At 60.3% G+C, this 24,702-nt stretch carries 17 protein-coding genes and 1 pseudogene; 11 read left to right on the forward strand and 7 right to left on the reverse strand.

Annotation, left to right across the window (positions count from 1 at the left end; all coding sequences use genetic code 11):
• Window positions 1–20: 20 nt before the first annotated feature.
• Window positions 21–1,412, reverse strand: coding sequence for an alginate export family protein (locus ABRP30_RS17800; RefSeq protein WP_349975031.1), 1,392 nt, complete (start codon window positions 1,410–1,412; stop codon window positions 21–23).
• A 260-nt stretch (window positions 1,413–1,672) separates the two neighbouring features.
• Here ABRP30_RS17800 and ABRP30_RS17805 point away from each other — a divergent pair, with 260 nt between their 5' ends.
• Window positions 1,673–3,337: an arylsulfatase gene (locus ABRP30_RS17805; RefSeq protein WP_349975032.1), complete on the forward strand. Its 1,665-nt coding sequence runs from the start codon at window positions 1,673–1,675 to the stop codon at window positions 3,335–3,337.
• Window positions 3,334–4,359, forward strand: a complete 1,026-nt coding sequence (locus ABRP30_RS17810) for a formylglycine-generating enzyme family protein (protein ID WP_349975033.1) — start codon at window positions 3,334–3,336, stop codon at window positions 4,357–4,359. The genes ABRP30_RS17805 and ABRP30_RS17810 overlap by 4 nt, the downstream gene beginning before the upstream one ends.
• On the opposite strand, the gene ABRP30_RS17815 is transcribed toward ABRP30_RS17810, so the two are convergent.
• The 5 genes from ABRP30_RS17815 to ABRP30_RS17835 form a co-directional block, all read right to left on the reverse strand.
• Window positions 4,340–6,082: an acyl-CoA dehydrogenase family protein gene (locus tag ABRP30_RS17815; RefSeq protein ID WP_349975034.1), complete on the reverse strand. Its 1,743-nt coding sequence runs from the start codon at window positions 6,080–6,082 to the stop codon at window positions 4,340–4,342. The two genes, ABRP30_RS17810 and ABRP30_RS17815, sit on opposite strands and share 20 nt — an antisense overlap.
• A gap of 14 nt (window positions 6,083–6,096) precedes the next feature.
• On the reverse strand, window positions 6,097–7,338 hold the full coding sequence (locus ABRP30_RS17820; RefSeq protein ID WP_349975035.1) for a thiolase family protein: 1,242 nt from the start codon (window positions 7,336–7,338) through the stop codon (window positions 6,097–6,099).
• Window positions 7,335–9,218, reverse strand: a complete 1,884-nt coding sequence (locus ABRP30_RS17825) for a feruloyl-CoA synthase (RefSeq protein ID WP_349975036.1) — start codon at window positions 9,216–9,218, stop codon at window positions 7,335–7,337. The genes ABRP30_RS17820 and ABRP30_RS17825 overlap by 4 nt, the downstream gene beginning before the upstream one ends.
• Window positions 9,219–9,306: 88 nt before the next feature.
• The gene (locus ABRP30_RS17830) at window positions 9,307–10,755 is read right to left on the reverse strand and encodes an aldehyde dehydrogenase (protein ID WP_349975037.1); all 1,449 of its coding nucleotides are present in this window, start codon (window positions 10,753–10,755) and stop codon (window positions 9,307–9,309) included.
• Between the two features lie 75 nt (window positions 10,756–10,830).
• Window positions 10,831–11,661, reverse strand: a complete 831-nt coding sequence (locus ABRP30_RS17835) for a p-hydroxycinnamoyl CoA hydratase/lyase (RefSeq protein WP_349975038.1) — start codon at window positions 11,659–11,661, stop codon at window positions 10,831–10,833.
• Window positions 11,662–11,859: 198 nt separating this feature from the next.
• On the opposite strand from ABRP30_RS17835, the gene ABRP30_RS17840 reads away from it, so the two are divergent.
• Window positions 11,860–12,330, forward strand: a complete 471-nt coding sequence (locus tag ABRP30_RS17840; RefSeq protein WP_349975170.1) for a MarR family transcriptional regulator — start codon at window positions 11,860–11,862, stop codon at window positions 12,328–12,330.
• A 474-nt stretch (window positions 12,331–12,804) separates the two neighbouring features.
• On the opposite strand, the gene ABRP30_RS17845 is transcribed toward ABRP30_RS17840, so the two are convergent.
• Entirely contained in the window at window positions 12,805–13,758 is a 954-nt protein-coding gene (locus ABRP30_RS17845; protein ID WP_349975039.1) for a LysR substrate-binding domain-containing protein, read from the reverse strand.
• 133 nt (window positions 13,759–13,891) lie between these two features.
• On the opposite strand from ABRP30_RS17845, the gene ABRP30_RS17850 reads away from it, so the two are divergent.
• The 8 genes and pseudogenes from ABRP30_RS17850 to ABRP30_RS17885 all read left to right on the forward strand — a co-directional run bounded on the left by ABRP30_RS17850 (window position 13,892) and on the right by ABRP30_RS17885 (window position 24,277).
• Window positions 13,892–15,070 (forward strand): M20 aminoacylase family protein, encoded by a 1,179-nt coding sequence (locus ABRP30_RS17850; protein WP_349975171.1) that lies wholly within the window; start codon window positions 13,892–13,894, stop codon window positions 15,068–15,070.
• 48 nt (window positions 15,071–15,118) lie between these two features.
• A complete protein-coding gene (locus ABRP30_RS17855) occupies window positions 15,119–16,420 on the forward strand; it encodes an MFS transporter (RefSeq protein ID WP_349975040.1) in 1,302 nt (433 codons plus the stop codon).
• 77 nt (window positions 16,421–16,497) lie between these two features.
• Window positions 16,498–17,814 (forward strand): OprD family outer membrane porin, encoded by a 1,317-nt coding sequence (locus ABRP30_RS17860; RefSeq protein ID WP_349975041.1) that lies wholly within the window; start codon window positions 16,498–16,500, stop codon window positions 17,812–17,814.
• Window positions 17,815–17,927: 113 nt separating this feature from the next.
• Entirely contained in the window at window positions 17,928–18,239 is a 312-nt protein-coding gene (locus tag ABRP30_RS17865; RefSeq protein WP_349975042.1) for a hypothetical protein, read from the forward strand.
• A gap of 870 nt (window positions 18,240–19,109) precedes the next feature.
• Window positions 19,110–19,289, forward strand: a pseudogene (locus ABRP30_RS17870) (flavin reductase family protein); the annotation flags it as partial.
• Between the two features lie 291 nt (window positions 19,290–19,580).
• Window positions 19,581–20,036 (forward strand): GIY-YIG nuclease family protein, encoded by a 456-nt coding sequence (locus tag ABRP30_RS17875; RefSeq protein ID WP_210014352.1) that lies wholly within the window; start codon window positions 19,581–19,583, stop codon window positions 20,034–20,036.
• A 414-nt stretch (window positions 20,037–20,450) separates the two neighbouring features.
• Window positions 20,451–22,370: an ATP-dependent endonuclease gene (locus ABRP30_RS17880; RefSeq protein ID WP_183675021.1), complete on the forward strand. Its 1,920-nt coding sequence runs from the start codon at window positions 20,451–20,453 to the stop codon at window positions 22,368–22,370.
• Window positions 22,367–24,277: a UvrD-helicase domain-containing protein gene (locus tag ABRP30_RS17885; protein ID WP_349975043.1), complete on the forward strand. Its 1,911-nt coding sequence runs from the start codon at window positions 22,367–22,369 to the stop codon at window positions 24,275–24,277. The genes ABRP30_RS17880 and ABRP30_RS17885 overlap by 4 nt, the downstream gene beginning before the upstream one ends.
• Window positions 24,278–24,702: the final 425 nt, after the last annotated feature.

Consider the following 24,702-nt stretch of genomic DNA (forward strand, 5'->3'; position numbering starts at 1 on the left):
TGTTGTTATCGGTCGGGTAGTCAAAGGCGGAACGTGGCACGCACCGAGATGAACGACGAATCCTCGCCGCCTGCGTCCTTGATGGCCGCGCCGACGTCGTAATACTTGAGGTCGAGGTCCAGGGTGAGGTTGGGCGTGGCCAGCCAGCGGGTATTGGCGCGGTAGATGGTGCCCACGTGCCGGCCGGTGCCGCGGGTGTTGGCCAGCAGGCTCATGCCGGGCATGTACACGCCGTCCTCCTCGCGCTGCTTCCAGACCTCGAAGATGCCGGGTTCGAAGCGCACCGTGCGCCAGGGCGAAAAACCGAACGTGGGCCCGACCACGATGATGTTGCTCAGGGTGGTCAGGCTGGCCTCGCCATAGACACCGTTGCGTGGGTACAGCGGGTCGAAGGTGCCGACCTTGCCATCGCCTGGGTCGCTGTCACCGCTGGCGGCATCGATGCGCATGCCCAGGCGTGGTTGCCAGGGATGGGCGAAGGTGTAACCGCTGTCACTGGAAACCGCCCAGGCGCGGATCGAGGCATTGCCCAGGTGGCCGGTCTGCCCGGCCAGGTTCCAGCTCCAGTCCAGCGCCTGCTGGCGACCGAACAGCCGCGTGCCGAAGGTGTAGCGCTGCTCGTCACCGGTTTCGCCAGCCAGGCTGCGCTCGTCGGTTTCCAGGCCGAAGGCGAACAGGTCCATGTTCCAGGCCGGCGACAGCGGCAAGGTACCGTAGAGGCCATAGAACTTGACGCTGTTGTTGCTGCCGTCGTCCCAGCTGTCCTCGCCGGTTTTCAGCGGGCGCACCGCAAAGGCATCGAGCTTGCGCCCGTCCTTGAGGTTGAGGCCAGCGCGCACGCCGTCGAAGCTCAGGCGGATGTTCGGTACATCGCGGTAAGTGACGAACACCTGGTCGCCGAAGGCCATCTCCTGGCGACCTACACGGGTGGTATAGCGCCCCTCGGCAAAGTCATGGTTGAAGTCGACGAAGGCCTGGCGTAGTTCATTGCGGCCCTCATCGTTGGGCGAGTAAAGGACCTTGCCGAACGCGCGGGTGTTTTCCACCTGGACGAAGGTGCGCACGGCATCGTCGAACAGGTGCAGGTCGGCGTGGGCCTGCAGCCGTTGCAGCAGGTAGGAATCGTCTTTCACCCCGCGCAGGCCGAAGTATGGCTTGTCGAGCGCATCGGCCCGGTAGCGGGCTTCGGCACCGAGTTGCAGCCAGGCCGACTCGGACAGCCGGTGATAGCGCAAGCCATCGAACGGGTCGCTGGTTTTACCAGGCTCGTCGAGAAAGCGGTAGTCCTCGATCCAGCGAGGGGCCCCGGGCCGCCCTGGTCGGCTGTCCTCAAGCGGGTTGGCCGCAAGCACAGATTGGCAGAGCGAAAACAGTACAAGGGGCACCCACGCCCCCTTCAACGGCCTGGTCATCAGAATTTCCCTTCGCTTGTTCTTATATTTGTTTTTGAAACTGGATAACTCTATTAATGATTATTTTTGTTAACTATTAAGCCGTCAATAGGGATGATCGCTACGGCAAGCGGTCACCACGATCAAGCGTTCGCTGATCGCACACTTCTGCACCCGGCGGCTGCGGAACGCTGCAACTGGCCGCTAGAATTCCCATGGCGCGGCCTCTAGCGTGCGGTCATGCAAAAAAATCAATCCATAAGAACAACAAGAGCACTGCAATGAATCATCTACGTACCCTCGCCGCCCTTGGCGTGCTCATGCTCGGCGCCAGCCAGGCCTTGGCAGCACAAACCGTTAAACAACCAAACATTCTGCTGGTCGTCGCCGATGACCTCGGCTTCTCCGACCTGTCGGCCCTGGGCAGCGAAATCCAGACGCCGAACCTCGACAAACTGCTGGCCGACGGCCGCCTGATGCTCGACTTCCATGCAGCGCCCAGCTGCTCGCCGACCCGCGCCATGTTGATGTCGGGCAACGACCCGCACCTGGCCGGGCTGGGCATGATGTCGGAAGCGCGCAAGCGCCTGCCGCCCGGGTCAGAGGTACGGGCCGGCTACGAAGGCGTGCTCGGTGGCAACGTCGCCACCTTGGCCGAACTGCTGCGTGACGCCGGTTACCGCACCTACATCTCCGGCAAATGGCACCTGGGCATGCAACCAGCGCAGCAACCGCAGAATCGCGGCTTCGACCAGGCCTACGTGCTGCTCGAAGGCGGCGCCGCTCACTTCAAGCAGGCCAACATGGACCTGCAGTCGAACTACAGTGCGAGCTTCCGCCACAATGGCGAGCCCATCGAACTGCCCGACGATTTCTATTCCACCACCTGGTTCACCGACCGCTTGATTGATGTCATCGACCAGGGCAAGGCCAGCAACAAACCATTCTTCGCGTTCGCCGCCTACACCGCGCCGCACTGGCCGTTGCAGGCGCCGGACCAGTATCTGGCGCAGTACCGTGGCCGCTACGACCAGGGTTACGAGGCCATCGCTCACGAGCGCCTGTTGCGCCAGCGCAAGGCCGGCCTGGTACCGGCCGACTTCCCCCTGGAGGCGCAACTGGAAGGCGTGCCGAGCTGGGCGTCGCTGAGCGAAGAACAACAGCATCAGTCGGCACTCACCATGGAGGTGTACGCCGCCATGGTCACGGCTCTGGATGCCGAGGTCGGGCGCCTGGTCGAGCACCTGCGCAGGACCGGCGAGCTGGACAACACGTTGATTCTGTTCATGTCCGACAACGGGCCGGAGAACGCCACCCGCGTCGACCCCGACTGGATCAAGGCAAACTTCGACAACCGCCTGGACAACTACGGCCGCCGCGACTCGTTCCTGATGATCGGTTCGGCCTGGGCTCAAGTCAGCGCCCTGCCCAGCCGCCGCTACAAGATGACCACCTACCAGGGCGGCATCCGCGTACCGGCCTTCGTCTACTACCCGGCCACCATCAAGGCCGGTCGCAGCGAGGAGCTGGCGAGCGTGCGCGACATCATGCCGACGCTGCTGCAACTGGCCGGTGCGCCACTGCCCGGAATCAAGTACCGCGACCGCGATATCGTGCCGCCGCAAGGCACCTCGGCGCTGGATTACCTGCAAGGCAAGGACAGCCAGATCCACGCCAGCGATGAAGCCCTGGGCTGGGAAATCAACGGCAGCGCCTCGCTGCGCAAGGGGCCGATGAAACTGCTGTGGGATGCCACCGACGGCAAGCCGGGCTGGCACCTGTACGACCTGCGCAAAGACCCCGGCGAGCACCACGACATCGCCGCCGAGCACCCCGGGCAAGTGGCGCATATGCTGCGCGACTGGAAAGCCTATGCCCAGCGCAGCAACATCGCGATCGATGCCGATGGCCGTCCGGCAAGGCTAGCCTTGGCCAAGCAGGAATGATCGCTCGAGTAGCCGGCGGCGCAGCGCTCGCCGCCGGCCTGCTCGTCGCCCTCTACGGCGCCTGGCCACAAGCCCCGGCGCCGGTGCTGCTGTGCGCGGATTACAGCGGCCTGCCCGCGCAGCGCCAGGGCCCGTGGCGGGACGGCATGGTGCACGTGCCTGGCGGCGAGTTCAGCTTTGGTTCGAGCCGGTTCTACGACGAGGAAGGCCCGCCACATCCCGCCAGGGTGTCGGGCTTCTGGATCGACGTGCACCCGGTCACCAACGCCCAGTTCGCCCGCTTCGTGACAGCCACCGGGTATGTCACCCATGCCGAGCGCGGCATCAGTGTTGACGACGATCCCTCCCTGCCCGAAGACCTGCGTGTGCCCGGTGCGATGGTGTTCCAGCAGGGACCGGACGTGCTCAGCCCCGGCTGGCAGTTCATGCCGGGTGCCAGCTGGCAGCATCCGCAAGGGCCGGCGAGCAACCTGGCCGGGCTGGACAACCATCCGGTGGTGCAGGTCGCCCTGGAAGATGCCCAGGCCTACGCCCGCTGGGCCGGCCGCGCACTGCCCAGCGAGGCGCAGCTCGAGTACGCCATGCGCGGCGGTCTGGCGGATGCGGACTTCAGCTGGGGCGCCAGCGAGTTGCCCAAGGACAAGCTCATGGCCAATACCTGGCAGGGCCAGTTCCCCTACCACAACGCGGCGGCCGACGGCTTCACCGGGACCTCGCCGGTAGGCTGCTTCCCGGCCAATGGCTTCGGCCTCTTCGATGCTGGCGGCAATGTCTGGGAGCTGACCCGCAGTGGCTACCAGCCGGGCCACGACGCCCAGCGTGACGCCGTACTCGACCCGCCGGGCCCGGCACTGACTGACAGCTACGATCCCGCCGAGCCGGGCGTGCCGGTGGCAGTGATCAAGGGTGGCTCGCACCTGTGCTCGGCGGACCGCTGCATGCGCTACCGGCCCTCGGCACGTCAGCCGCAGCCGGTATTCATGGCAACCTCACATGTGGGCTTCAGAACGATTCGGCAATGAAGGGCAACGGTGCAGCGGCCGCGTCGACGGCCGCCACCTGCCGGTCGAGGTCGGGCAGCAGGTAGTCGAAGAAGAACTTGGTGCTTTGCTGCTTCTCGCGGCGCTGTGGCGCCTCCACCGGCAGCGCTTCAAGGCAGCGAGCGGTGCGGGCCCAGGCGAACGCCTGCAGGGCCGTGGCGCAGAGTTGCAGGAAGTCGCCAGCGGCGCGATACGGGTATTCGGGGTCGTCAGTCGCCCTCGATCGCACCCTGGCCACTACCGCTTCCAGCGTGTCGCAGACACTGCCCAGGGCAATCCCGGGGCGGCCAGCCGACACCCGTGCCTCGGCGCGCAACTCGGCCAACAGCAACGCAATGCCTTCACCGCCATCGCCCAACACCTTGCGCAACAACAGGTCGTTGGCCTGGATCTCGTTGGTGCCTTCGTAGATCATCGCGACGCGGCTGTCGCGCAGGGTCTGCTCGATGGCGAACTCCTCGGTGTAGCCATAGCCGCCGAACACCTGCAGAGCCTTGCTGGCCAGGCTGAAACCTTGCTCGGTGAAGGCCGCCTTGATCACGGGCGTCAACAGCGCAGCCAGTGTCGCCGCCCTGGTCCGTTGCTCAGGTTCGGCAGCGACCGCAGCGATATCCAGCCAGTGCGCCGCCCAATAAGCCAATGCACGCATGCCCTCGCTGCGCACGCGCAACTCCAACAGGGTCCGGCGCATTGCCGGGTGCAGGTGGATCGGATCGGCCCCTTCGGCACCCTTGGCCCGCCCTGGCGCATTCATCTGACGCCGCTCCAGGGCATAGTCGCGGGCCTGCTGCCAAGCTGCCTCGGCATGCCCCAGCCCTTGCAACCCGACATGCAACCGGGCCGAGTTCATCATCACGAACATCGCCGCCAGGCCACCGTGGGCCTGCCCGACTAGCCAACCGCGCGCACCTTCGAAGCGCAACGCGCACGTGGCGCTGCCACGAATGCCCAGCTTGTGTTCCAGGCCGTCGCAGAACACGGCATTGCGCTGGCCATCTTCCCGCCATTTCGGCACCAGCAGCAGCGACAGCCCGCGGCTGCCGGGCGACGCGTCCGGCAGCCGGGCCAGCACCAGGTGGAGGATGTCGTGGCTCAGGTCGTGTTCACCCCCCGAGATGAACAGCTTGTTGCCGCTGACCGCATAGCTGCCGTCGCCCAGGGGCTCGGCGCGGCTGCGCAGGAGGCTGAGGTCGCTGCCGGCGTGGGGTTCGGTCAGGCACATGGTGGGCAAGGTCGCGCCGCTGACGATGCCCGGCAGGTAACGCGCCTGCAGCTCGGCGCAGGCATGGGTTTTCAGGCACAGGTAGGCGCCATGGGCGATGCCGGTGTACATCGCCCAGCCGTGGTTGCTGCCGAACAGCATCTCCTGCAACGCCGCGTCCAGCACCAGGGGCAGCCCCTGGCCGCCAAGCTCCGGGGCGCATGCCAGCGCCGGCCAGCCGCCTTCGACATAGGCGCGGTAGGCCGCCGGAAAACCGTCTGGGGTGCGCACCTCGCCCGCCTCCAGTTGGCAACCCTGGCGATCGCCCGAGCTATTCAGCGGCGCCAGCACCTGCTCACTGAAGCGGGCCGCCTCTTCCAGCACCTGGGCTGCCAGGTCGAGGTCGACGTCGGCATACGCCGGTAGTTGCGCCCAGGCCTGGTCGGCCCGCAGCCAGTGTTGCAGGACGAATTGCATGTCGCGCAGGGGAGCCTTCCAGGCCATGGGATACCTCGGGGTCAGGTAACGAAATGGGGGTTTTCGATCAGCAGCGCCATGCCCTGGCCACCGCCGATGCAGGCCGCGGCGATGCCATAGCGCAGGTTGCCATGGCGCAGTTGCCGAGCCAGGGTATGTACCAGGCGCAGGCCGGTGGCGGCCAAGGGGTGGCCGAGGGCGATGGAGCCGCCATGCACGTTGAGCTTGTCCACATCGAGCTGCAGCGCCTGGGCCACTGCCAGCACCTGGGCCGCTTGCGCCTCGTTGATCTCGAAGCGATCGATCTGCTCCAGGTGCAAGCCGCTGCGCTCAAGCAGCAACTCGATGGCCGGTGCCGGGCCGATGCCCATAGTCCTGGGCGGCACGCCAACGGCCGTGGCCATCAGCAAGCGCGCCAGCGCTGGCCGAGCGCAATCGGAGAAGCGCGTGACCAAGGCCGCCGCCGCGCCATCGACCACCGCACAACTGTTGCCGGCAGTTTGCAAGCCACCGGCATGTACCGCGCGCAAGCGCGCGAGCGCAGCCGCATCGGTCGGCCGTGGGTGGCTGTCCTGGCTGACCTCGCCGACGCCACGCGGCAAGGCGATGCCGCGTGGCAAGCAGCCGTCGGCCTCGAATGCCTGGGCGCTGACGCTGACGATCTCTTCGTCGAACCAGCCTTGTTGCTGGGCCAGCAGGGCCCGCTGATGGCTGCGCAGGGCCCAGGCATCCACGGCATCGCGATCCAGGCCGTATTCGCTGGCCAGGTTCTCGGCAGTGCCGATCATGTCCACCCCGACCGCCGGGTCGTACAGCGCCTCCCAGAGAAAGTCCTTGAACCCGACCGGCGCTCCGAGGCGAAATCCACCCCGGTGTTCATAGGCCGCGATCGGGTTGCGCGACATCGACTCGGCGCCCACGCACAACACCTGCCGCGCGCCACTGCGTAACTGCTCACCGGCCTGGCGCAGCAGCTCGAGGCCAGTGCCGCAGATGCGCTGTACCGCCAGCGCCGACACCGCCTGCGGCACGCCGCAATACAGGCCGATATGGCGTGGCAGCATGTAGGCATCGAAGCTGGCCTGGGCCATGCTGCCGGCGAGCACGCTGTCCACCGCCTGCGCGGCGATACCCGCCCGCGCCAGCACCGCGCGCCCGGCCTGGATGCCCAGGTCGATGGGCGAAACCCCAGCCAGGGAGCCGCCCAGGTCGACCCAAGGGGTGCGCGCCATCTCGACGATGGCCACGTCCTCGAACACCGTGCACAGCCCGTGACGACTCATGAGCGCACCTGGGCGTGCAGCGCGCGCGGGTCTTCGCCGCGGTACAGCGCCTCGACCTGCGCGGCACGCCGTTGCAATACCGCACGCTGGTTGATCGAGCCCTTGTCGGTGATCTCACCCGCGTCGATCGACGGCGGCTCGGCGAGCAGCGACAACCATTCGATGCGGCTGGCATTGCCCTGGGCATCGCGGTTCAGGCGTTCCAGCCAGCCGGCGAACCAGTGGCGCACGGCGTCGCTGGCCAGCACCTCGGCATCGCTGGCATCCCCGGCCAGCCCGGCCAGTTGCCGGCACTCGGGCAGGCGCGGAAACACCAGCAGGCCGAGGCATTCGCGGTCCGGCGCGGTGACCACGATGTCCTGCACATAGGGCGAGCCTTCGAGCACCGCGCGGTTGCGCAGCGGGCCGACACTGACGAATACCCCGGACGATAGCTTGAAGTCCTCGGCGATGCGGCCATCGAACATCAGGCCATGTTCAGGCTGCTCGGCATCGGCCAGCTTCAAGGCGTCGCCCGAGCAGTAGAAGCCCTCCTCGTCGAAGGCCTCGGCGGTCTGCTGCTGCGAACGCCAGTAACCCGGCATGATGTGCGGGCCACGGAAGCGTGCCTCGAGCTTGCCGTCCTGAGGCACCAGCTTCACCTCGCAGCCCGGCGCCGGGAGGCCGACATAGCCGGCCATCGACAGCGGCCCGGTGGTGAAGGTGCAAGACGGCGAAGCCTCGGTCATGCCCAGCCCAGCCATCATGCGGATACGCTCGCCACAGTGCTGCTCGGCGATGCGGTCGAGGCTGTCCCAGACGCTTTGCGACAGGCCGGCAGCAGCGAAGAAGAACAGTTTGATGCGCGCGAAGAACACCTCGCGCAGACCAGCGTCCTGCTCCAGCGCCTTGACCAGCTCTTCCCAGCCCTTGGGCACGGTGAGGTAGGCCGTGGGGGAAATCTCGCGCAGGTTGCGCAAGGTTTCGGCGAAGCCTTGCGGGGTCGGCTTGCCGGCGTCGAGGTAGAAACTGCCGCCGTTGTACAGCACGATGCCAAGGTTGTGGCTGCCACCGAAGGTGTGGTTCCACGGCAGCCAGTCCACCAGCACCGGCGGCTCCTCGGCGAACACCGGGAACGTCTGCAACAGCATCTGCTGGTTGGCGCAGAGCATGCGCTGGGTGGTGATCACCGCCTTGGGCAACTTGGTCGAACCCGAGGTGAAGAGGAACTTGGCGATGGTGTCCGGCCCGGTGGCGGCGAATGCCGCATCGGCCGCAGCCAGGTCGCAGGGTTGCAGCAGGCTGTCGAACCCCAGGTGGCGACGGCCCTCGGCCTGGCCGCGCACGCTGATCACTGCGACCGAGTCGTCCAGCACCGCATCGAAGGCGCGCTGGAACGGCTGGCTGTCGCTGGCGAACACCAACCCCGGGGTGAGCACCTCGCAGACATGCCGCAGCTTGGCGAAGTCCTGCGACAGCAGCGCGTAGGCCGGCGATACCGGGCAATACGGGATGCCGGCATACATGGCGCCGAGGGCGAGCTGCAGGTGCTCGATATCGTTGCCGGAAAACAATGCCAGCGGGCGTTCGGCACTAAGGCCGAAGCCCAGCAGGTTGGCGGCGATGGTGCGCACGTCGGCGAGCATCTGTGCGTAGCTGATCGTCCGCCAGGCGCCCTCTGCCTGGCGCGCCGCGATGAAAGTGGTGTCGGGACGCACGGCGGCCCAGTGCAGCAGGCGTTCGAGCAGACGCCCCGGCAGCGGCGCCAGAGGCTCGACGGGCTGCATGCGCAGCACGCCGTCGACGTGGCTGACTTGCACCTGGGGATGCCCGATGGCCACCTGGCGGTAGCGCGGACGTTGGCCAGGGTCGGTCGACCGTGAACGAGCTTCGGTATTCACGCAGGTTGCTCCTTGTTCTTGTTGTACATCCTGCCGCCGCCTAGCGATGGAGGCGGCGGTCTTGTTGCGTGTTGCTTGGGGCGCAAAGCTAGATTGGGTAGTGTCGCGGGCCCTGCTGCAGGGTGACCCAGCGCAGTTGGGTGAACTGGTCGATGGCGGTGCGGCTGCCGAAGCTGCCGTAGCCACTGGACTTGACCCCGCCGAAGGGCATCTGCGCCTCGTCGTGCACGGTCGGGCCATTGATATGGCAGATGCCCGACTCGACCCGTTGCGCCAGGGCCAGGGCGCGGCTGGTGTCGCGACTGAAGATGGCCGAAGACAAACCGAACTCAGAGTCGTTGGCCAGGGCCAGCAGGGCCTCGTCGCCTTCGGCGCGCAACACCACCGCCACCGGCCCGAACGACTCCTCGCGGTACAGCCGCATGCTGGCATCGACCTTGTCGAGCAGGGTCGGCTGGAGGATGCTGCCATCCAGCTGGCCGCCGCACACCAGGCGTGCGCCCTTGGCCACGGCGTCGTCGATCAGCGCCTTGATGCGCTCGCCGGCCCCGGCGCTGACCAACGAACCGAGCACCGACGTGCTGGACTGCGGGTCGCCGGCACGCAGCCCGGCGACCTTCACCGACAGCTTGTCGACGAAGGCATCGGCGATGCGGCTGTCCACCACCAGGCGCTCGGTGGACATGCAGATTTGGCCCTGGTTGAAGTAGGCACCGAAGGCTGCGGCCTCGACCGTGGCGTCGAGGTCGGCATCGTCGAGCACCAGCAGTGGTGCCTTGCCGCCCAGTTCCAGCAGGGCCGGCTTGAGGTGCCGGGCAGCCAGCTCGCCGACGATGCGCCCGACGTGGGTGGAGCCGGTGAAGTTGACGCGGCGTACCGCCGGGTTGGCGATCAAGCGCTCGACGATGGCCGGCGCATCTTCCGGGGCATTGCTGATGACGTTGACCACGCCATCGCCAATACCTGCGTCGTGCAGTACCTGGCCGATCAACCGGTGCACCGCAGGGCTCAGCTCCGAGGCCTTGAGCACCACGGTGTTGCCGCAGGCCAGCGGCATGGCGATGGCACGCGTGGCTAGGATCACCGGCGCGTTCCAGGGCGCGATGCCCAGCACCACGCCACAGGGCGCGCGCAGGGCCATGGCAAAGCTGCCGGGAACGTCCGAGGGAATCACCTCGCCGGTGATCTGTGTGGTCATGGCTGCGGCTTCGCGCAGCATGTTGGCGGCCAGCTTCACGTTGAAGCCATACCAGTTGGCCATGGCCCCGGTTTCGCCGGCGGCGGCGATGAACTCGGCGGCCCGTGCCTGCAGCAGGTCGGCGCCGGCGAGCAGGCGGCTGCGCCGCTCACCGGGTGCCAGGGCGGCCCAGGCCGGGAATGCCGCCTGCGCCGCGGCCACTGCCGCATCGGCATCGGCCAGGGTGGCGGCGGCCACTTGCGAGACCACCGCGTCGGTGACCGGGTTGCGGCGTTCGAAGGTTCGTCCATCGCTGGCAGGAAGCGACCGTCCGCCAATCAGCAAAGGCACCTGCAACATGCTCATTCCTCTTGTTGTCGTTATAGAGAAATACCCACGGGCGCTGACCGAGCCGGCCAACGCCCGCCGCCGGACTCAGCGCTTGTAGGCTTGCAGACCGGGCTTGATGCTCTTGTCGTCGAGGAACTGCTTCATGCCCTGCTCGCGGCCACCCGAGGTATCCAGCAGGCGCGACTGGTCGAGCTTGGCGTAGAGGTAGTCTTCGTTCTGCTCCCAGGTCAGCTCGCGGCAACGCTTGAAGCCGTTTTTCGCGGCGCGCAGTACCACCGGGTTCTTTTCCAGCAGGTTCAACGCCAGCGCGCGGGTGGTTTCACGCAGCTCGGCCAGCGGCACGCTGTCGTTCACCAGGCCCATGTCGGCGGCCTTGCGGCCATCGAAGGTCTTGCCGGTCATGATGTAGTACAGCGACTGGCGATGGCCAACGGTATCTGCCATGGCCTTGCTCACCAGGTTGCCCGGTGGGATGCCCCAGTTGATTTCCGACAGGCCGAAGGTGGCCTCGTTGGCGCAGATGGCCAGGTCGCACGCCACCAATGGGCTGAAGCCACCGCCGAAACACCAACCGTTGACCATGGCGATGGTCGGCTTGGCGTACAGGCGCAGCAGCCGCCATTGCCATTGCGAAGCTTCGCGGCGGATTTTCTCCTGGAGGATCTCCGGGCCGGCGTCCACCTCGCGGAAGTACTCCTTCAGGTCCATGCCGGCGGTCCACGACTCGCCGGCACCGGTGAGGACCAGCACGCCGGCGTCAGCGTCCTGTTCGAGGGTTTCCAGCACGTCGACCATTTCCCGGTTCAGGGTCGGGCTCATGGCATTGCGCTTTTCCGGGCGATTGAGGGTGACCCAGGCGATGCCCGATTCCAGTTCGACCTTGACGGTGGTCCAGCGGCCTTCGTATTTGCTCATGGTTCTGCACTCTTGTTGTTCGAGGTGATGGGTTCACGTTAATCGAGCAAATTAGTTATGTCAATTAACTATCATGAAAATTATCTTTCGCCCCCCCCATCAGCGGGTTCTCTTTTGCCAGTAAGGGTTTGGTCGGATTGCCAGCGGACAAGAGAAATAGGTAATCTTGTTATCCATAATCGAGGAGCACCGAGCCTGATGCCCAGATCAGCCCGCATCACAGACGACGCTTGCGTGCCCGCAGCTTCGGAAGAAGGGGTACTTGAGGACCTGATTGGCTACGCCTTGCGGCGCGCCCAGTTGAAGGTGTTCCAGAACCTTATCGCCAGGTTGTCGGCCCATGACCTGCGCCCAGCCCAGTTTTCGGCACTGGCGATCATCGAACAAAACCCTGGGCTGATGCAGGCCGACTTGGCTCGTGCCCTGGCGATCGACCCCCCCCAGGTCGTGCCAATGCTGAACAAGCTCGAAGAGCGCGCCTTGGCTGTGCGGGTGCGCTGCAAGCCGGACAAACGCTCGTATGGTATTTTTCTGAGCAAGGGAGGTGAAACGCTGCTCAGTGAGTTGAAGCAGATCGCCGCGGACAGCGATCACGAGGCCACATCAAGCCTTTCGGATGGCGAACGCACCGAGTTACTCCGGCTGCTAAAAAGAATCTATCGCGACTAAAACCGCTATGGAAAATCTGAGTTTTGAGTTCTGAGACAGCCTGCTCTGCGCGTAGCACCTCAACTTTGACAGCGGCAGCTCTGACACTGTACGTGACGAAGACAGATGTCGATTGCGTTCGGGGCTACGTCGTTGACTGCGCCATCTGTTAACAAGTAGCGGTATCAACACCATCCTTGATACTCAGGCAGCCAATAAACTGATCCGCCGCGCTTTTGCCACACTTGCTTTTGGATCGATTGGGCTGATTAGAGCTAGGTAGGCGGTGAGCCTAACAACCCTGCAAGTGCTGCAAAGCCGTACACGCATGAGTGCGGAGCCAGAAGCGAAACACCCAGGGATGAATGAGCACCTGATCACTCTCATCCATTGCGAATCGCCAGGAGCTCATATTTGTCGATTGATCTATATGGGGCCAAGTACAGCGAGGGAATCGTGCATGCAGTGGCGTTGTTGATCTGAGCTGAGATCAGATCAGATCAGTAGCTTGAGGGTGTTGAACAACACAGTGTCCTCTGGCCTGGAAGAGCGGGCTCGCCGGCGAATCGTTTGCAGCAAGCACTCGACGAAGACTTGGGCAGCAGCGCCCAGCTGGGCATTGCGAGGCGTGACGATGCCTATCGTGTCGGTGGCAAACGACTCGGCCAAGTTCAGCCGAACGATACGCTCTTGATACATCGGCACCGTCAGCATGGGCTCAGGGCAATACCCCAGCATATCGGTCTGCTCCATGAGTGAGAGCATCAACTGTAATGACTGGGCCCTCTGAATCTGATTGATAGGGATCTGCGCATCATGCTGCCAGAAGAGCTCTTGCATGAAGTCTTCGTGGTTAGTATCCGGATAGTTGACCGCCCAGTCCTGGTCCAGCAGTTCGTGAATCGAGCGACTACCTGCCTTTGGATGACCTTTCCGGGCGATGACTGACATTTCGTAGGACAACAAGGGTTCGCAGGAGAATTCCGGCCGGGGCAGCATGGCCGAAACCAATCCTATAGCGAAATCCATGGTGCCCTCGCGCAGACGCGGCAGCGTCACAGCCATCAATCCCTCGAAGATTTCCAGGCGGATTCCAGGCATCTGCAGGCGAAACAGGCGAACCGCCTCAGGAAGCAGGGACATTCCCATCCAGGGTGATATTCCGAAACGTAAATGGCCCACTGTCTCGCCCCTGAGGTGGGCGAGCTCCTGCTGGGCACGCCCCATTTGCTCAAGCATCTGTCGGGCGTGAGTGAGCAGGGATCTGCCATAGCGCGTCAGGCCCACTCCACTGACATTACGGTTGAGCAGTGGCAACTGCAGTTCGCTTTCGAGCTCTCGGACGGCCTTCGCAGCAGCTGTCTGTGAAACGCCGAGCTTGCGTGCTGCTGCACGGATGCTGCCATTGTCCGCAATGGACACGAGGGCCTGGAGTTGATGCAGTTTCATGAGACTGGACGTTCCGGTGTAAACCCTTGGTTTTCAGGCCAACCTCTTTGCGGCTGCCTGAGGCGCAGGGTGGTTTTTTATGATTGGTCGCAAGCATGCCCAGCCGTGCGAAGAACAACAAGAAGGAAACATCATGAGCCACTCTGCGGTACTACCTGGCATCAAGGCCATCGAAGAAGAAATGATCGGTTTGCGTCGGCATCTGCATGCACATCCCGAATTGAGTTTCGAGGAGTATGCCACTAGCGACCTGGTCGCTTCGAAGCTCCAGGAATGGGGCTATGAAGTTCATCGCGGGATCGGGAAGACCGGTGTTGTCGGGCAACTCAAGCGAGGTGCAGGTCAGCGTTCTATTGGTCTTCGCGCCGATATGGATGCCTTGCCCATAGAGGAACTAACCGGGCTGCCCTATGCGAGCCGCTTCGAAGGAAAGATGCATGCGTGCGGGCATGACGGCCATACGGCTATGTTACTGGCGGCTGCCAAGGCTCTCGCTGCGGATAAGAATTTTGATGGGACCCTGAATCTGATTTTCCAGCCCGCCGAAGAAGGAGATGGGGGCGCACGGAGCATGCTTGAGGATGGGCTGTTCGAGCGCTTTCCCTGCGACGCGGTATTCGCGATGCATAACATGCCTGGCCTGGCAGTCGGTAAATTCGGTTTTCGCACTGGCCCATTCATGGCCTCGACAGATACGGTAAATATCGATGTCCACGGCGTCGGTGGTCATGGTGCCATGCCGCATAAGGCCGTTGATTCCATTCTCGCCGGGTCTGCGATTGTCATGGCGCTCCAAAGCATAGTGTCCAGGAATATAGACCCGCTCGAATGCGGCGTCATCTCGGTAGGCGCGTTCAACGCCGGCCACGCGGCCAACGTTATTCCAGAACACTGCCGACTGCAGTTGAGCGTACGTGCCTTGAAGACAACGGTGCGTGACGAACTCATCGAGCGTATTACCAAGATCGCGCGGTCTCAGGCCGAGAGCTTTGGGGCTAGCGCGAGCGTTTCGGTGGATGAGGGGCAGCGATTCCCAGCGTTGTTCAATCATGAACAGCCCACCGCCTTCGCACGACAAGTAGCGCTCGACTGGATCGGAGCGGATTCCGTTATCGGCGAAATTGAACCGTTGACAGGTAGCGAAGATTTCGCGGTGATCCTTGAAGAATGCCCTGGTTGTTACTTGGTCATCGGCAATGGCGATGGGGAGGGTGGCTGCATGGTGCATAACCCCGGCTATGACTTCAACGATGAAGCTCTGGCGCTGGGCGCCAGCTACTGGGTACGCCTGGTTGAAACCTTCCTGGCCTGATCATCGCTAACTGCCAGCCTCGTACAATTGCGAGGCAGAGGACCTGTCATGTCTGCAACCGTATCCCAAGCGGCTGGGGCCGCAACAGCTTCCCGAACACTGACCTATCGCGCAATCGCGGCGATCACCATCGGCTCGGCGTTGGAGTTCTTCGAGTTCTCCGTCTTCAGCTTTTTCGCGACACTGATCGGCCGCCAGTATTTCCCGGCACAAAGTGAACTGAGTCAGCTTCTGCTGGCGCTGGCGACATTTGGGTTGGGCTTCGTCATGCGCCCCCTGGGCGGGATTGTTATCGGCGCCTACGCCGACCGGGCGGGTCGCAAGCCTGCCATGCTGCTGACCCTAAGCTTGATGGCTTTGGGATCGGCTGTGCTGGCAACTGCGCCAACGTATGCCCAGATAGGCCTCGCAGCGCCGGTGCTGGTGGTGCTCGCCCGGCTTATTCAAGGATTCGCCATTGGCGGCGAAGTCGGAGCATCTACTGCCATGCTCATGGAGTATGCAGGCGATCATAACCGCGGCTTCTATGGCAGTTGGCAATTCTTCAGCCAAGGATTGAGCTTTCTGCTGGGATCGGCTATCAGCTTAGCGCTGACCACCGGCCTGAGTTCCGAAGCACTGGAAAGCTGGGGGTGGCGAGTACCGTTTGCCGTGGGCCTTTTCATTCTGCCCATCGGCGTTTACATGCGCCGACACCTTCAGGAAACAGCGGCGAAGAGTGAAACCCGCGACGAGGAAACGTCGGTCCTGAAGCAGATCATCACTCGGCATCGACGCACCCTCGTTGCAGGCGTACTCATGGCCATCGGCGGCACTGCTAGTAGCTACATTGTGCTCGACTACATGACCAACTACACAGTGGCGATTCTCAAGCTGCCCATGCAGACCGGCATCGGTGCTTCCTGTCTGGGCGCCGCGGTGCAGATCATTTTGTCGCTCTGGGCCGGGCGCTTGAGTGATCGTATCGGTCGACGCCGTACCATCGCGATGGGCACCATTCCAATGCTGTTGCTGATTTACCCGGCTTTCATGCTGATGACCCACTTCCCCACGCTGGGCACCCTGCTGTTTGTGTCGTTCGCCACCACTTTCCTGCTCGTGCTGATCACCGTGCCATCCATGGTGATGCTGACCGAAATGTTCCCCCGCTCTATCCGCGCCACTGGGCTGTCGCTCGTCTACTGCTTGGGTGTGTGCATTTTCGGAGGCTTCGCTCAGTTTTTCGCCACTGGCCTGATTGATCTCACTGGCGATAAACACGCACCAGCCTTCTACGTGATGTTCTGTCTCGTTGCGACGCTGGTAGGCCTGGCGATGGTGAAGGAGACCGTGGGCAAGCGGCTTGACTAAAACGTCCATGTAACAGCTAACACCAACTGTCTCGACAACAACAAAAAATCGATAGATAGATCCGGGTGAATAGATTGATGATGAACTTATCGGCCTATAGGCCGCTCGTTCTCCTGTGTCCGTTGTTTTTCTCCGCGTACTCGTATGCTGAAAAAGGCTTTATTGATGATAGTCACCTGCTGATAACAAGTAGATCCACTGTGCTCAACAGCCAGATGAAGGGCGATGGACACCATCGCTTCGCTCATGACAGGCGTGACCCTCGCGACGTCTCGCTTGGCATGAGAGCCAACTTCGCCTCGGGATTCACTCAGGGAGTGGTAGGCGTTGGTCTTGATGCTTATGGATTCAGCGGCTTCAAGCTTGATGGTGGCGATGGCCATGCGGGATACGGCAATATCCAGATGAACCACGAGGGGGAGGCGCAGCGAAATTTTGGCCGCGCCGGTGTGCTTATAAAGGCGAAGTACGGCCTCACTGAAATGCGCTACGGCCAGATGCAAGTTACGAATCCGGTTTTTGCCACGTCAGACACTCGGCTGTTTCCCAGTACGGCTACCGGCATCCTGCTAAGTAACCGTGATGTCGAAGGATTGCTTCTGGAGACGGGACGTTTCACGGCCGGCACCGAGCCTTCGTCTACCAGTAATAAAGGTGAACTCTGGGCGAACTATGCATTTGTACCCACCGATTCGGTCAGCTTCGCCGGTGGACGTTATGACCATAAACAGTGGGGCGTAAGCGCTTATGTCGCGGAGTTCGAGGACCTCTGGCGGCAAGCTTATCTAGGGGGCAACTACCTCTGGGAACTGGATGACCGGTCCCGGTTCGCCCTGGACGTGAACCTCTACCATACTCGCGACGAAGGACGGGCGAACGCCGGCGACATTCGCACAACGGCTTACTCCTCCCAGGTTTCCTATGCCTTTGGTAGGCACCGGCTGGCTATCGCTTACCAGCGGATCATCGGTGATACCCCGTTCGATTACATCGGCTTTGGCAATAACGGTTCTGGAGCCTTCGGAAATTCGATTTACCTGAGTAATCCGATAATGGCGTCGGACTTCAATGGGCCGAATGAAAAGTCCTGGCAGTTGCGCTACGACCTAGACATGGCTGCAAGCGGTTTCCCAGGCTTGAGCTTCATGGCTCGATACGTATTTGGCTACGACATCCAGAGTTCAGGCAACAGCCACTATGGAGCCTGGAACAGCGCTGATGACGCACAACATCAGGAACTCGATCTGGAGGCTAGATACGTTGTTCAGTCCGGCGTGGCCAAGGACCTGCGGATACGTCTGCGCGAGGGTATGCATGATGCAAAACGTGGACAGCCGGATGGCGATGTGAACATGCATATGCTGATTTTCGAGTTGCCAATCACCTGTTTTTAAGCGGACCCGGGAGGTGTATTTCAGTTGCCATTGCGGGGCTCAACGGCTGCCGTTGCGGCACAAAGTACACCTTCCCAAATCGCTCGAGCTCAATGGAGCCAGATGAGATACCGATGAGACACGAGCAGGAATTGAAATTTATCAACGGCGGCTCGACCCGCCTTTTACTTGTAGTCGAACCCGCCTCAAGTGAGTTCTGGATTGATAGCCGAGCGTCGGTGAAGGTGCTTGTGGAGGCGCCTGCTGAATCTGCGTCAGTGGAGATTGAATACCTGGCGGGTGGCATAGTCATGTATCTACCGGAGCATAGCGCTGTTCAGGTTTTTCAGAATGGCAGACGTTTGGCTCAGGGGAAAAGAACCCGTTACATGGATACAAAGCTCACGCAATCTAGATCATCCAATCGCGCAGGTATTGGCTCCTGACGAATGCCAAGTTTTACCTATGAATGGCTATTACCGGCCGTCACGAACGACGGCTATGGGTCGATTGCGGTCATTCGCGAGCGACCGCTATCGATCCAAAGCGGTCCTTCGTCGAGGTCGGTAATCGGCCAATAGTGGTCAGTCAGAAATCGTGCGAATGCAGTTCGGAATCTGAAAACTCAGCTCGATAATCACTGTGCGTCAGTGCCACTCCCTACAACAGTGCATACATTGACGCGCACGCCAAGTCTTTAGCTGCCCGCCGCAGAATGAGCAGCGGGCAATTTTTTGCTTGCACAGATGCCTCATCCGGTGGCGGAAATATTCCCAGACAACATTCGGATCGATATTTTCTCGGCGGGCTATCTCTTCTACTACTGCCTGATCACCCTTCTCGTGGAACCCCCCGATGATCGCTAGCGTTTCAATTGATGGACAGTAAGCAGTAATTGATTCGCCGCATCGATTACAAACACGTTGACCATGGTGAGTAGACATAAATTCGGTTCGGTGCCTGGAACAGGAAATGACCTTTTTACTAGACGCAGGGTGCAGTGACAACGTCCGCTATGGGTAGATTGCAGCCGTTCGCGACTGACTGCTATCGACACCCATAGCCGCCGGTGAGCCGAACATCAATCTTTGTGGGAGCGGGTTTACCCGCGAACACCGGCACAGCCGGTGCCATCCACCGCGGCGCCTGCTTCGCGGGTAAACCCGCTCCCACAGAGTCCGCGTCGCGCTCTAGTTCAGCACCCGCAATGGATCGATTCCTGCCGGTCAAGACGTACCCGTGCGCTGGTCACGTCCGATGCAAATGGCTGGTCAAGACGAATGCAAACAGGTCGTCAACTCAGTGCAATTACCCAGCCGCTGAGCAATCCGGTCATTGCTGGCAGCCCGCATTGGCTGGAATGCGAGATTCACGCGAGCATGCTGCAGGCGACCATGTGATCGTTATCGGTGAAGTGAAGGCGTTGAACCTTCAGGAAACCACTGCTGAATTTCAAAGGGCAATATTGCAACCTCGGCGAGCCTGCCGTGATTTGAGCGTGAAGGTTCAGCCGTGAATAAAGACGCCCGGTGTTTCCGTAGGGCGTCTTTTTCACTCCTTCGCGTGGCGGGATCTGGTTGCCTGCCTCGATCGCGCCAAACGAGTTCTCAATCAAAGCGAAAGCTCACTGCTCTCAAAAATCGAAGGTCAGTCCCGCATAACCGTATATCCTACTTAGATGTCCGCATAACCTGGGTCGCCGTTTAGCGGGCACGAGCAGAAAAAAACTCAAAGTTTTCATAATGAGCTATAATGAGCGACTCACCAACTAAAAGCAAATCATGTTCATGATAACACTTCCTGGCAGCTGGATATATATACTGCTTAGCTCTTCGGATTACACTCGCTGCAAGATAGGTCGAACTGATGGAAATCCTTTAATAAGGTTCAGGAATCTTAGAACTGGCGATCCCAATCTAGGGTTGCACGTAGCATACTATGTACCCAAAAGATTGGCTCCAATCTCAAAGATTGAGTCGAGCATTCACTATGATTTTAAAGACTATAGAATCACCAATCACGAGGACACAAATTCTGAATGGTTTAGGGTCGATTTTGAGCAAGCAGAAATGTATATAGACTATCTGCTAGAAAAGCTTTTGGATCACCGGCTTTCAAATCAAGCAGATATCCACCTAGACATTCCAACAAAGATGTATGAGTCAGATCTAAGGGATATTTATGAACCTGACCCTCATGACCGAAGCTTTGCAGAATGGATTATAAAAAATACTGGAGATTAACTGTAGTCAAAAATTTCGATGCGTGTTCGTGTGTGTTAACTACATTTAATTTCCCATAAGATCAGCCCTTCGACACGACCGCATTTTTACGACTTCGCCTACGATCTATGCAATATAGAGGCAATTTTGACTCTGTTGCACTGTGTGAACACGCATAGCTACTATGCGGTCGTTGATGTTTTTCAGCGACCTGAAAAACGAACGTCCATTCGTAGCGCACCTAAAGACCGCCCGTCCAGGCGGTTTTTGTGGCTGGCTTTCAGGCTCTCATTCGTTGCTCCGTAATGGCCTCCTGCTACTAAATTACCCTTCCGACGCGCTTGCTCCCGTGATAAAAGCCATTTACAGCACACAGAGTGCACGGAGTGCGTTACGCCATCCGGGACAGGCTTTCCAACAGGACGGAGAAGCAAGATGCATTTGAAGCGGATCAGGGCGTCGAATTTTAGGGCGTTTGGCGATGGTACGGCGGCGCCAGCACTTGATTGGGAGCTCGCCCCCGGCCTCAACATCCTTGTTGGGGAAAACGATTCAGGCAAGACCTCGGTAGTTGATGCGATCCGCTACGTGCTCTGGACAACCAGCTATGAGTTCGTCCGCCTCTTCGAAACAGATTTTCACATCAAGGGTAAGACCCGAGCCTGTTCTTTGTTCATTGAGGCCACCCTTGTGGACCTCGACCCGGCGCAAGAGGCTTCAGTTCTCGAATGGATGACCCACGAAGCGGACGGGTCTCATAGCTTGGTCGTCTATCTGCAAGCGCGTTGGATACCACCCAAGGCCAACAAGCGTGGGCGAGTCGAGGCAATCACCTGCTCAGGTCCGAATGGCACGGGGCCCGAGATTGGTACGGCGGTTCGTGAACTCATCCGGGCCACCTACTTGCGTCCCCTTCGAGATGCCGAAGCCGAGCTACGCCCGGGTCGTCAATCTCGCTTATCGCAAATTCTGGGCGCTCATAAGCGTATTGATGGGCAGGAGAAAAATGACTTCGACGTCGCTGCTCCAGCTACCGTCCCCAGCAACCTGGTAGGGTTGATGGCGTTTGCTCAGCACCATCTGGGCGAGCATCAGGTCATCAAGGATGTTCAGGACGACGTCAATGACAACTACCTGAACAAGTTTGCGTTTGCTGGCGATGCCCTGTCCTCACGTATCCAGATCGCTCCGGAGCTGGGCCTGCAGCCCATTCTGGAGCGTTTTGAGTTGGCGCTGCTGCCATCCTCCACCATCGATCCAGGTGAGCGATGCATTCGCGGGCTCGGCTATAACAACGCTCTGTTCATGGCAACTGAACTGGTTCTTCTGCGTGACGGTGAGGAGCTCGGATTACTGTTGATCGAGGAGCCTGAGGCCCATCTCCACCCGCAGTTGCAGGAGCGCGTTCAGCAGCTTCTGGAGCGCACCGCCAAGGCAGTTGAGCAAGATAGCCGACCTGTTCAGATCGTGATGACCACCCACAGCCCATCTCTGGCGGCGGGCGCCGACATCGCGAGCCTCACCTTGGTGAACCGTGCTCAGCTGTTCAGCTTGGCTCACGGGAAGACCAAGCTGCTGAAAAGCGATTACGAGTTCTTGAGACGTTTTATTGATGCCACCAAAGCGAACCTGTTCTTCGCTCGCGGTGTTGCGATCGTAGAGGGGCCAGCAGAATCGCTACTTTTGCCCGCCTTGGCGGCGGCCGCAGGATACTCTTTCAACGAACACGGGATCTCTTGTGTAAACGTCGGCGGGGTTGGGCTTTATCACTACGCTCGAATCCTCCAGCCGAGTGATGGTTCGGCGACTCCCATTCCTGTCGCCTGCATCACGGATCGTGACATCGTTCCTGACGAGGCCACTTACGTATCCGCTCCCAAGAAAGGTAAGCGATTCGAAAAAGACTATACGCCGGAGGAGGCCGAGGCGTTGGTCAAGACAAAGATCGACCGTGCCCAGGGCGGCAGCACAATTGTCTGTGTCTCCAACAAATGGACATTGGAATACGATCTCGCCTTTTACGGATGCGACCGGTTGATGCATGACGCGATTCATCTGGCTAAGAAGGCAAACTCGAGGGGTGAACGGCTGACGGAGGAAGATGAGAAGAAAGCCATTGTCGAATCAGCAGCGTTCTGGGAAAAACTCTCGAATGCCGGGCATTCGAAAGCGGAGCTGGCGTCCATCATCTATCAACCGCTCGTAGAGAAAGAAGCATCAAAAGCCATCACCGCCCAATACGCGGCTCACCTGATTTCAACAGGCGATTATGGGAAAGGAGATGAGCTGTTCAACAATCTGCCGCCTTATCTACAGCAGGCGCTGCGTCATCTGACTGGTAGGACGGAGCCATGACCGTCCCTGTGATCGGCGCTGGTGATCTTGATGCTCTACACGACCTGACTCCCGACTTGAACTTCAATGATCACGAGCGGCGTACGGTGCTACTGGAGAACCAGTCTCGTGACATCGACGCCGCGCCAGGTAGTGGTAAGACCACAGTGCTTGCAGCGAAGCTGTTGATGCTAAGCCGCAGATGGACCTCAAGCCGCGCAGGTGTTTGTGTACTCAGTCATACAAATGTTGCCCGTGATGAAATTCAGCGCCGGTTAGGTACAAGCCATGACGGGAGTCGCCTACTCACGCATCCTCACTTCATAGGAACGATTCACGCCATGGTGAATCAGTTTCTGGCTCTGCCGTACCTGCGAAGCAAGGGGATGACCGTCGATGTGATCGACAACGACATCTTTGCCCGTCGAGCACTAGGTTTAGCCAATGCCAATTACAGCTTGCGGCGCTATATGGAAATGAACCCAGGTGTTGCGCCCATGCTAGAGGGGCTGGTCTACAAAGGATCATCTCTGGACCTAGCCAGTGAATCCGGCTCACTCCCCAAGCCAAGCGCGAAAACCTATCCGACAATTGTCGGTATCAAACAAACACTCGCCGCCGAGGGAGTTTTCCGGCACGCGGACATGTTCGCGTACGCGGAGTGCCTGTTAACTCAATTCCCCAAGGTTCGGGCCCAGCTATCCCTTAGGTTCCCTGTCGTCTTCATCGACGAAATGCAGGATACGTCCTGGGAGCAAGAGCGTTTGTTGCAGTTGATGTTCGACGACACCGTCATCATTCAGCGCTTCGGCGATATCAATCAGCGAATCCTAGGTAGTTCGGAAGGAGCGGAACACTTGACGTTCCCACGAGGCGACGCGCTGCCGATATCCTCCAGCAAACGCTTCGGTCCTCACATCGCTCAGTCCGTGTCCAGAACACAGCTGACGGGTGCCGCTGTAACTGGAGAGAGCGAAGACCGTCACGCCTCCATGTTGATCGTCTACAGCACCGAGCGTGTACAAGATGTGATCTCGACGTTTGGAGAGCATGTCTTAGACCGCTTCAGCGATACCGACCTGACCAAAGGGAAAGTCAAAGCTCTTTGCGCTCGGAAACAGGGCGATGCCGCAAAACAGATAGCTGGGCGTACCCTACTGGACTACTGGCCTGCTTCCACTGGCGACCAACTGCCTGGGCTCAAGCTTGTGCGATTTTGGGCACTTCTCGGTGGGTCAAAACCTGCCGTAAACGCATCGTTTTCATCACGATTTGAAGAGATCCGCAGAGCGTTATTTCTGGTGCTGCGCGCTGCCAAAGCGGAGATTGTCGAAGGCTTGAAAGCTGATCATCAGCTGATTCGCAAATTGCGCGATGCTGATAAGGACGTGTCGGCTTTCCGGTTGCTGATTCGTAATCTATGCATGGCAAACGTGGCGGAAGCAGATGAAGAAAGGCGCGTCCGTATCGTGAATACGCTTTACGTAAAGCTGCGCTCGCTGCTCCCAGATCATCTGACACTGCAGATGTTCACCGAGCTTCCGGTTTTTCAACGGCCAGCGCCCATGGCTATTCACGGGCTTCACCGATCGATTTGCTCAGTCGAAAAAAAAGGTCGCAGCTTAAACATTCACATCGGCACACTCGCCTCGATGAAAGGTGAAACGCACTTGGCAACCCTCGTCATGGAGTCTCTAGGTCATCCAAGTCGTCGTTTCGATCTGGAGCTCGCGCTGCCCATCATTGCAGGGATCGGTACTCGAGCTAAAAAAACGCCTGAGAGCCAGCTATCTCAGTACCGCAATCTGTATGTCGGAATGTCACGACCTACCAGTTTTCTTTGCCTGGCAGTCAACGCAGAACGGGTTTCAGAAGAGTGTAAAGCGGCGTTAGCTGCGCAAGGGTGGGTTATTACCCATCTGCTGTAGCCGAGCAATGGCGGATTTGTGGGAGGCGACCAACGATATTTAGACAGTTATCGTGCCGTTGTTTCCCTCGCGCCTCTAGCTGAGTAAATGTATGTACTTGACCCCCCATTTGCATTCGACTTGACCGGTCGTTTGCGTCGGATTTGACCTGCCCACGCTCCGACTCTGGCCCGAAGAAATCGGCCAGTTACATGTCGCAAAGGGCTGCGATCGACCGATACCCGTCGTTCGGGACGGGCGGCGAACGGCCAGAAGCGGTCGCGGGCTCATTCCTAAAGCAGCTTGAACCCCTTCTTCGTTACCATCTCACGCAAACCTTTACGTCCGCCCATGTACTCCATGCTTGTCATGGAATTGTGCAGGGCAGCTTTCCAGGTTTTGGGCGACTGTTTGAGTCCGGTGTACTCGTACCCATCCTTGAAAAA

It is taken from the genome of Pseudomonas sp. WHRI 8519 (genome assembly GCF_040224055.2).
Taxonomy (GTDB): domain Bacteria; phylum Pseudomonadota; class Gammaproteobacteria; order Pseudomonadales; family Pseudomonadaceae; genus Aquipseudomonas; species Aquipseudomonas putida_X.

Bases quoted from the DNA above. Each gene is read 5' to 3' on its own strand.
- ABRP30_RS17815 (WP_349975034.1), bottom strand. From the start codon at position 6,082: ATGGCCTGGAAGGCTCCCCTGCGCGACATGCAATTCGTCCTGCAACAC.
- ABRP30_RS17855 (WP_349975040.1), top strand. From the start codon at position 15,119: ATGTCTGCAACCGTATCCCAAGCGGCTGGGGCCGCAACAGCTTCCCGA.
- ABRP30_RS17865 (WP_349975042.1), top strand. From the start codon at position 17,928: ATGAGACACGAGCAGGAATTGAAATTTATCAACGGCGGCTCGACCCGC.
- ABRP30_RS17850 (WP_349975171.1), top strand. From the start codon at position 13,892: ATGAGCCACTCTGCGGTACTACCTGGCATCAAGGCCATCGAAGAAGAA.
- ABRP30_RS17845 (WP_349975039.1), bottom strand. From the start codon at position 13,758: ATGAAACTGCATCAACTCCAGGCCCTCGTGTCCATTGCGGACAATGGC.
- ABRP30_RS17840 (WP_349975170.1), top strand. From the start codon at position 11,860: ATGCCCAGATCAGCCCGCATCACAGACGACGCTTGCGTGCCCGCAGCT.
- ABRP30_RS17820 (WP_349975035.1), bottom strand. From the start codon at position 7,338: ATGAGTCGTCACGGGCTGTGCACGGTGTTCGAGGACGTGGCCATCGTC.
- ABRP30_RS17860 (WP_349975041.1), top strand. From the start codon at position 16,498: ATGATGAACTTATCGGCCTATAGGCCGCTCGTTCTCCTGTGTCCGTTG.
- ABRP30_RS17885 (WP_349975043.1), top strand. From the start codon at position 22,367: ATGACCGTCCCTGTGATCGGCGCTGGTGATCTTGATGCTCTACACGAC.
- ABRP30_RS17875 (WP_210014352.1), top strand. From the start codon at position 19,581: ATGATAACACTTCCTGGCAGCTGGATATATATACTGCTTAGCTCTTCG.
- ABRP30_RS17805 (WP_349975032.1), top strand. From the start codon at position 1,673: ATGAATCATCTACGTACCCTCGCCGCCCTTGGCGTGCTCATGCTCGGC.
- ABRP30_RS17880 (WP_183675021.1), top strand. From the start codon at position 20,451: ATGCATTTGAAGCGGATCAGGGCGTCGAATTTTAGGGCGTTTGGCGAT.
- ABRP30_RS17810 (WP_349975033.1), top strand. From the start codon at position 3,334: ATGATCGCTCGAGTAGCCGGCGGCGCAGCGCTCGCCGCCGGCCTGCTC.
- ABRP30_RS17830 (WP_349975037.1), bottom strand. From the start codon at position 10,755: ATGTTGCAGGTGCCTTTGCTGATTGGCGGACGGTCGCTTCCTGCCAGC.
- ABRP30_RS17800 (WP_349975031.1), bottom strand. From the start codon at position 1,412: ATGACCAGGCCGTTGAAGGGGGCGTGGGTGCCCCTTGTACTGTTTTCG.
- ABRP30_RS17835 (WP_349975038.1), bottom strand. From the start codon at position 11,661: ATGAGCAAATACGAAGGCCGCTGGACCACCGTCAAGGTCGAACTGGAA.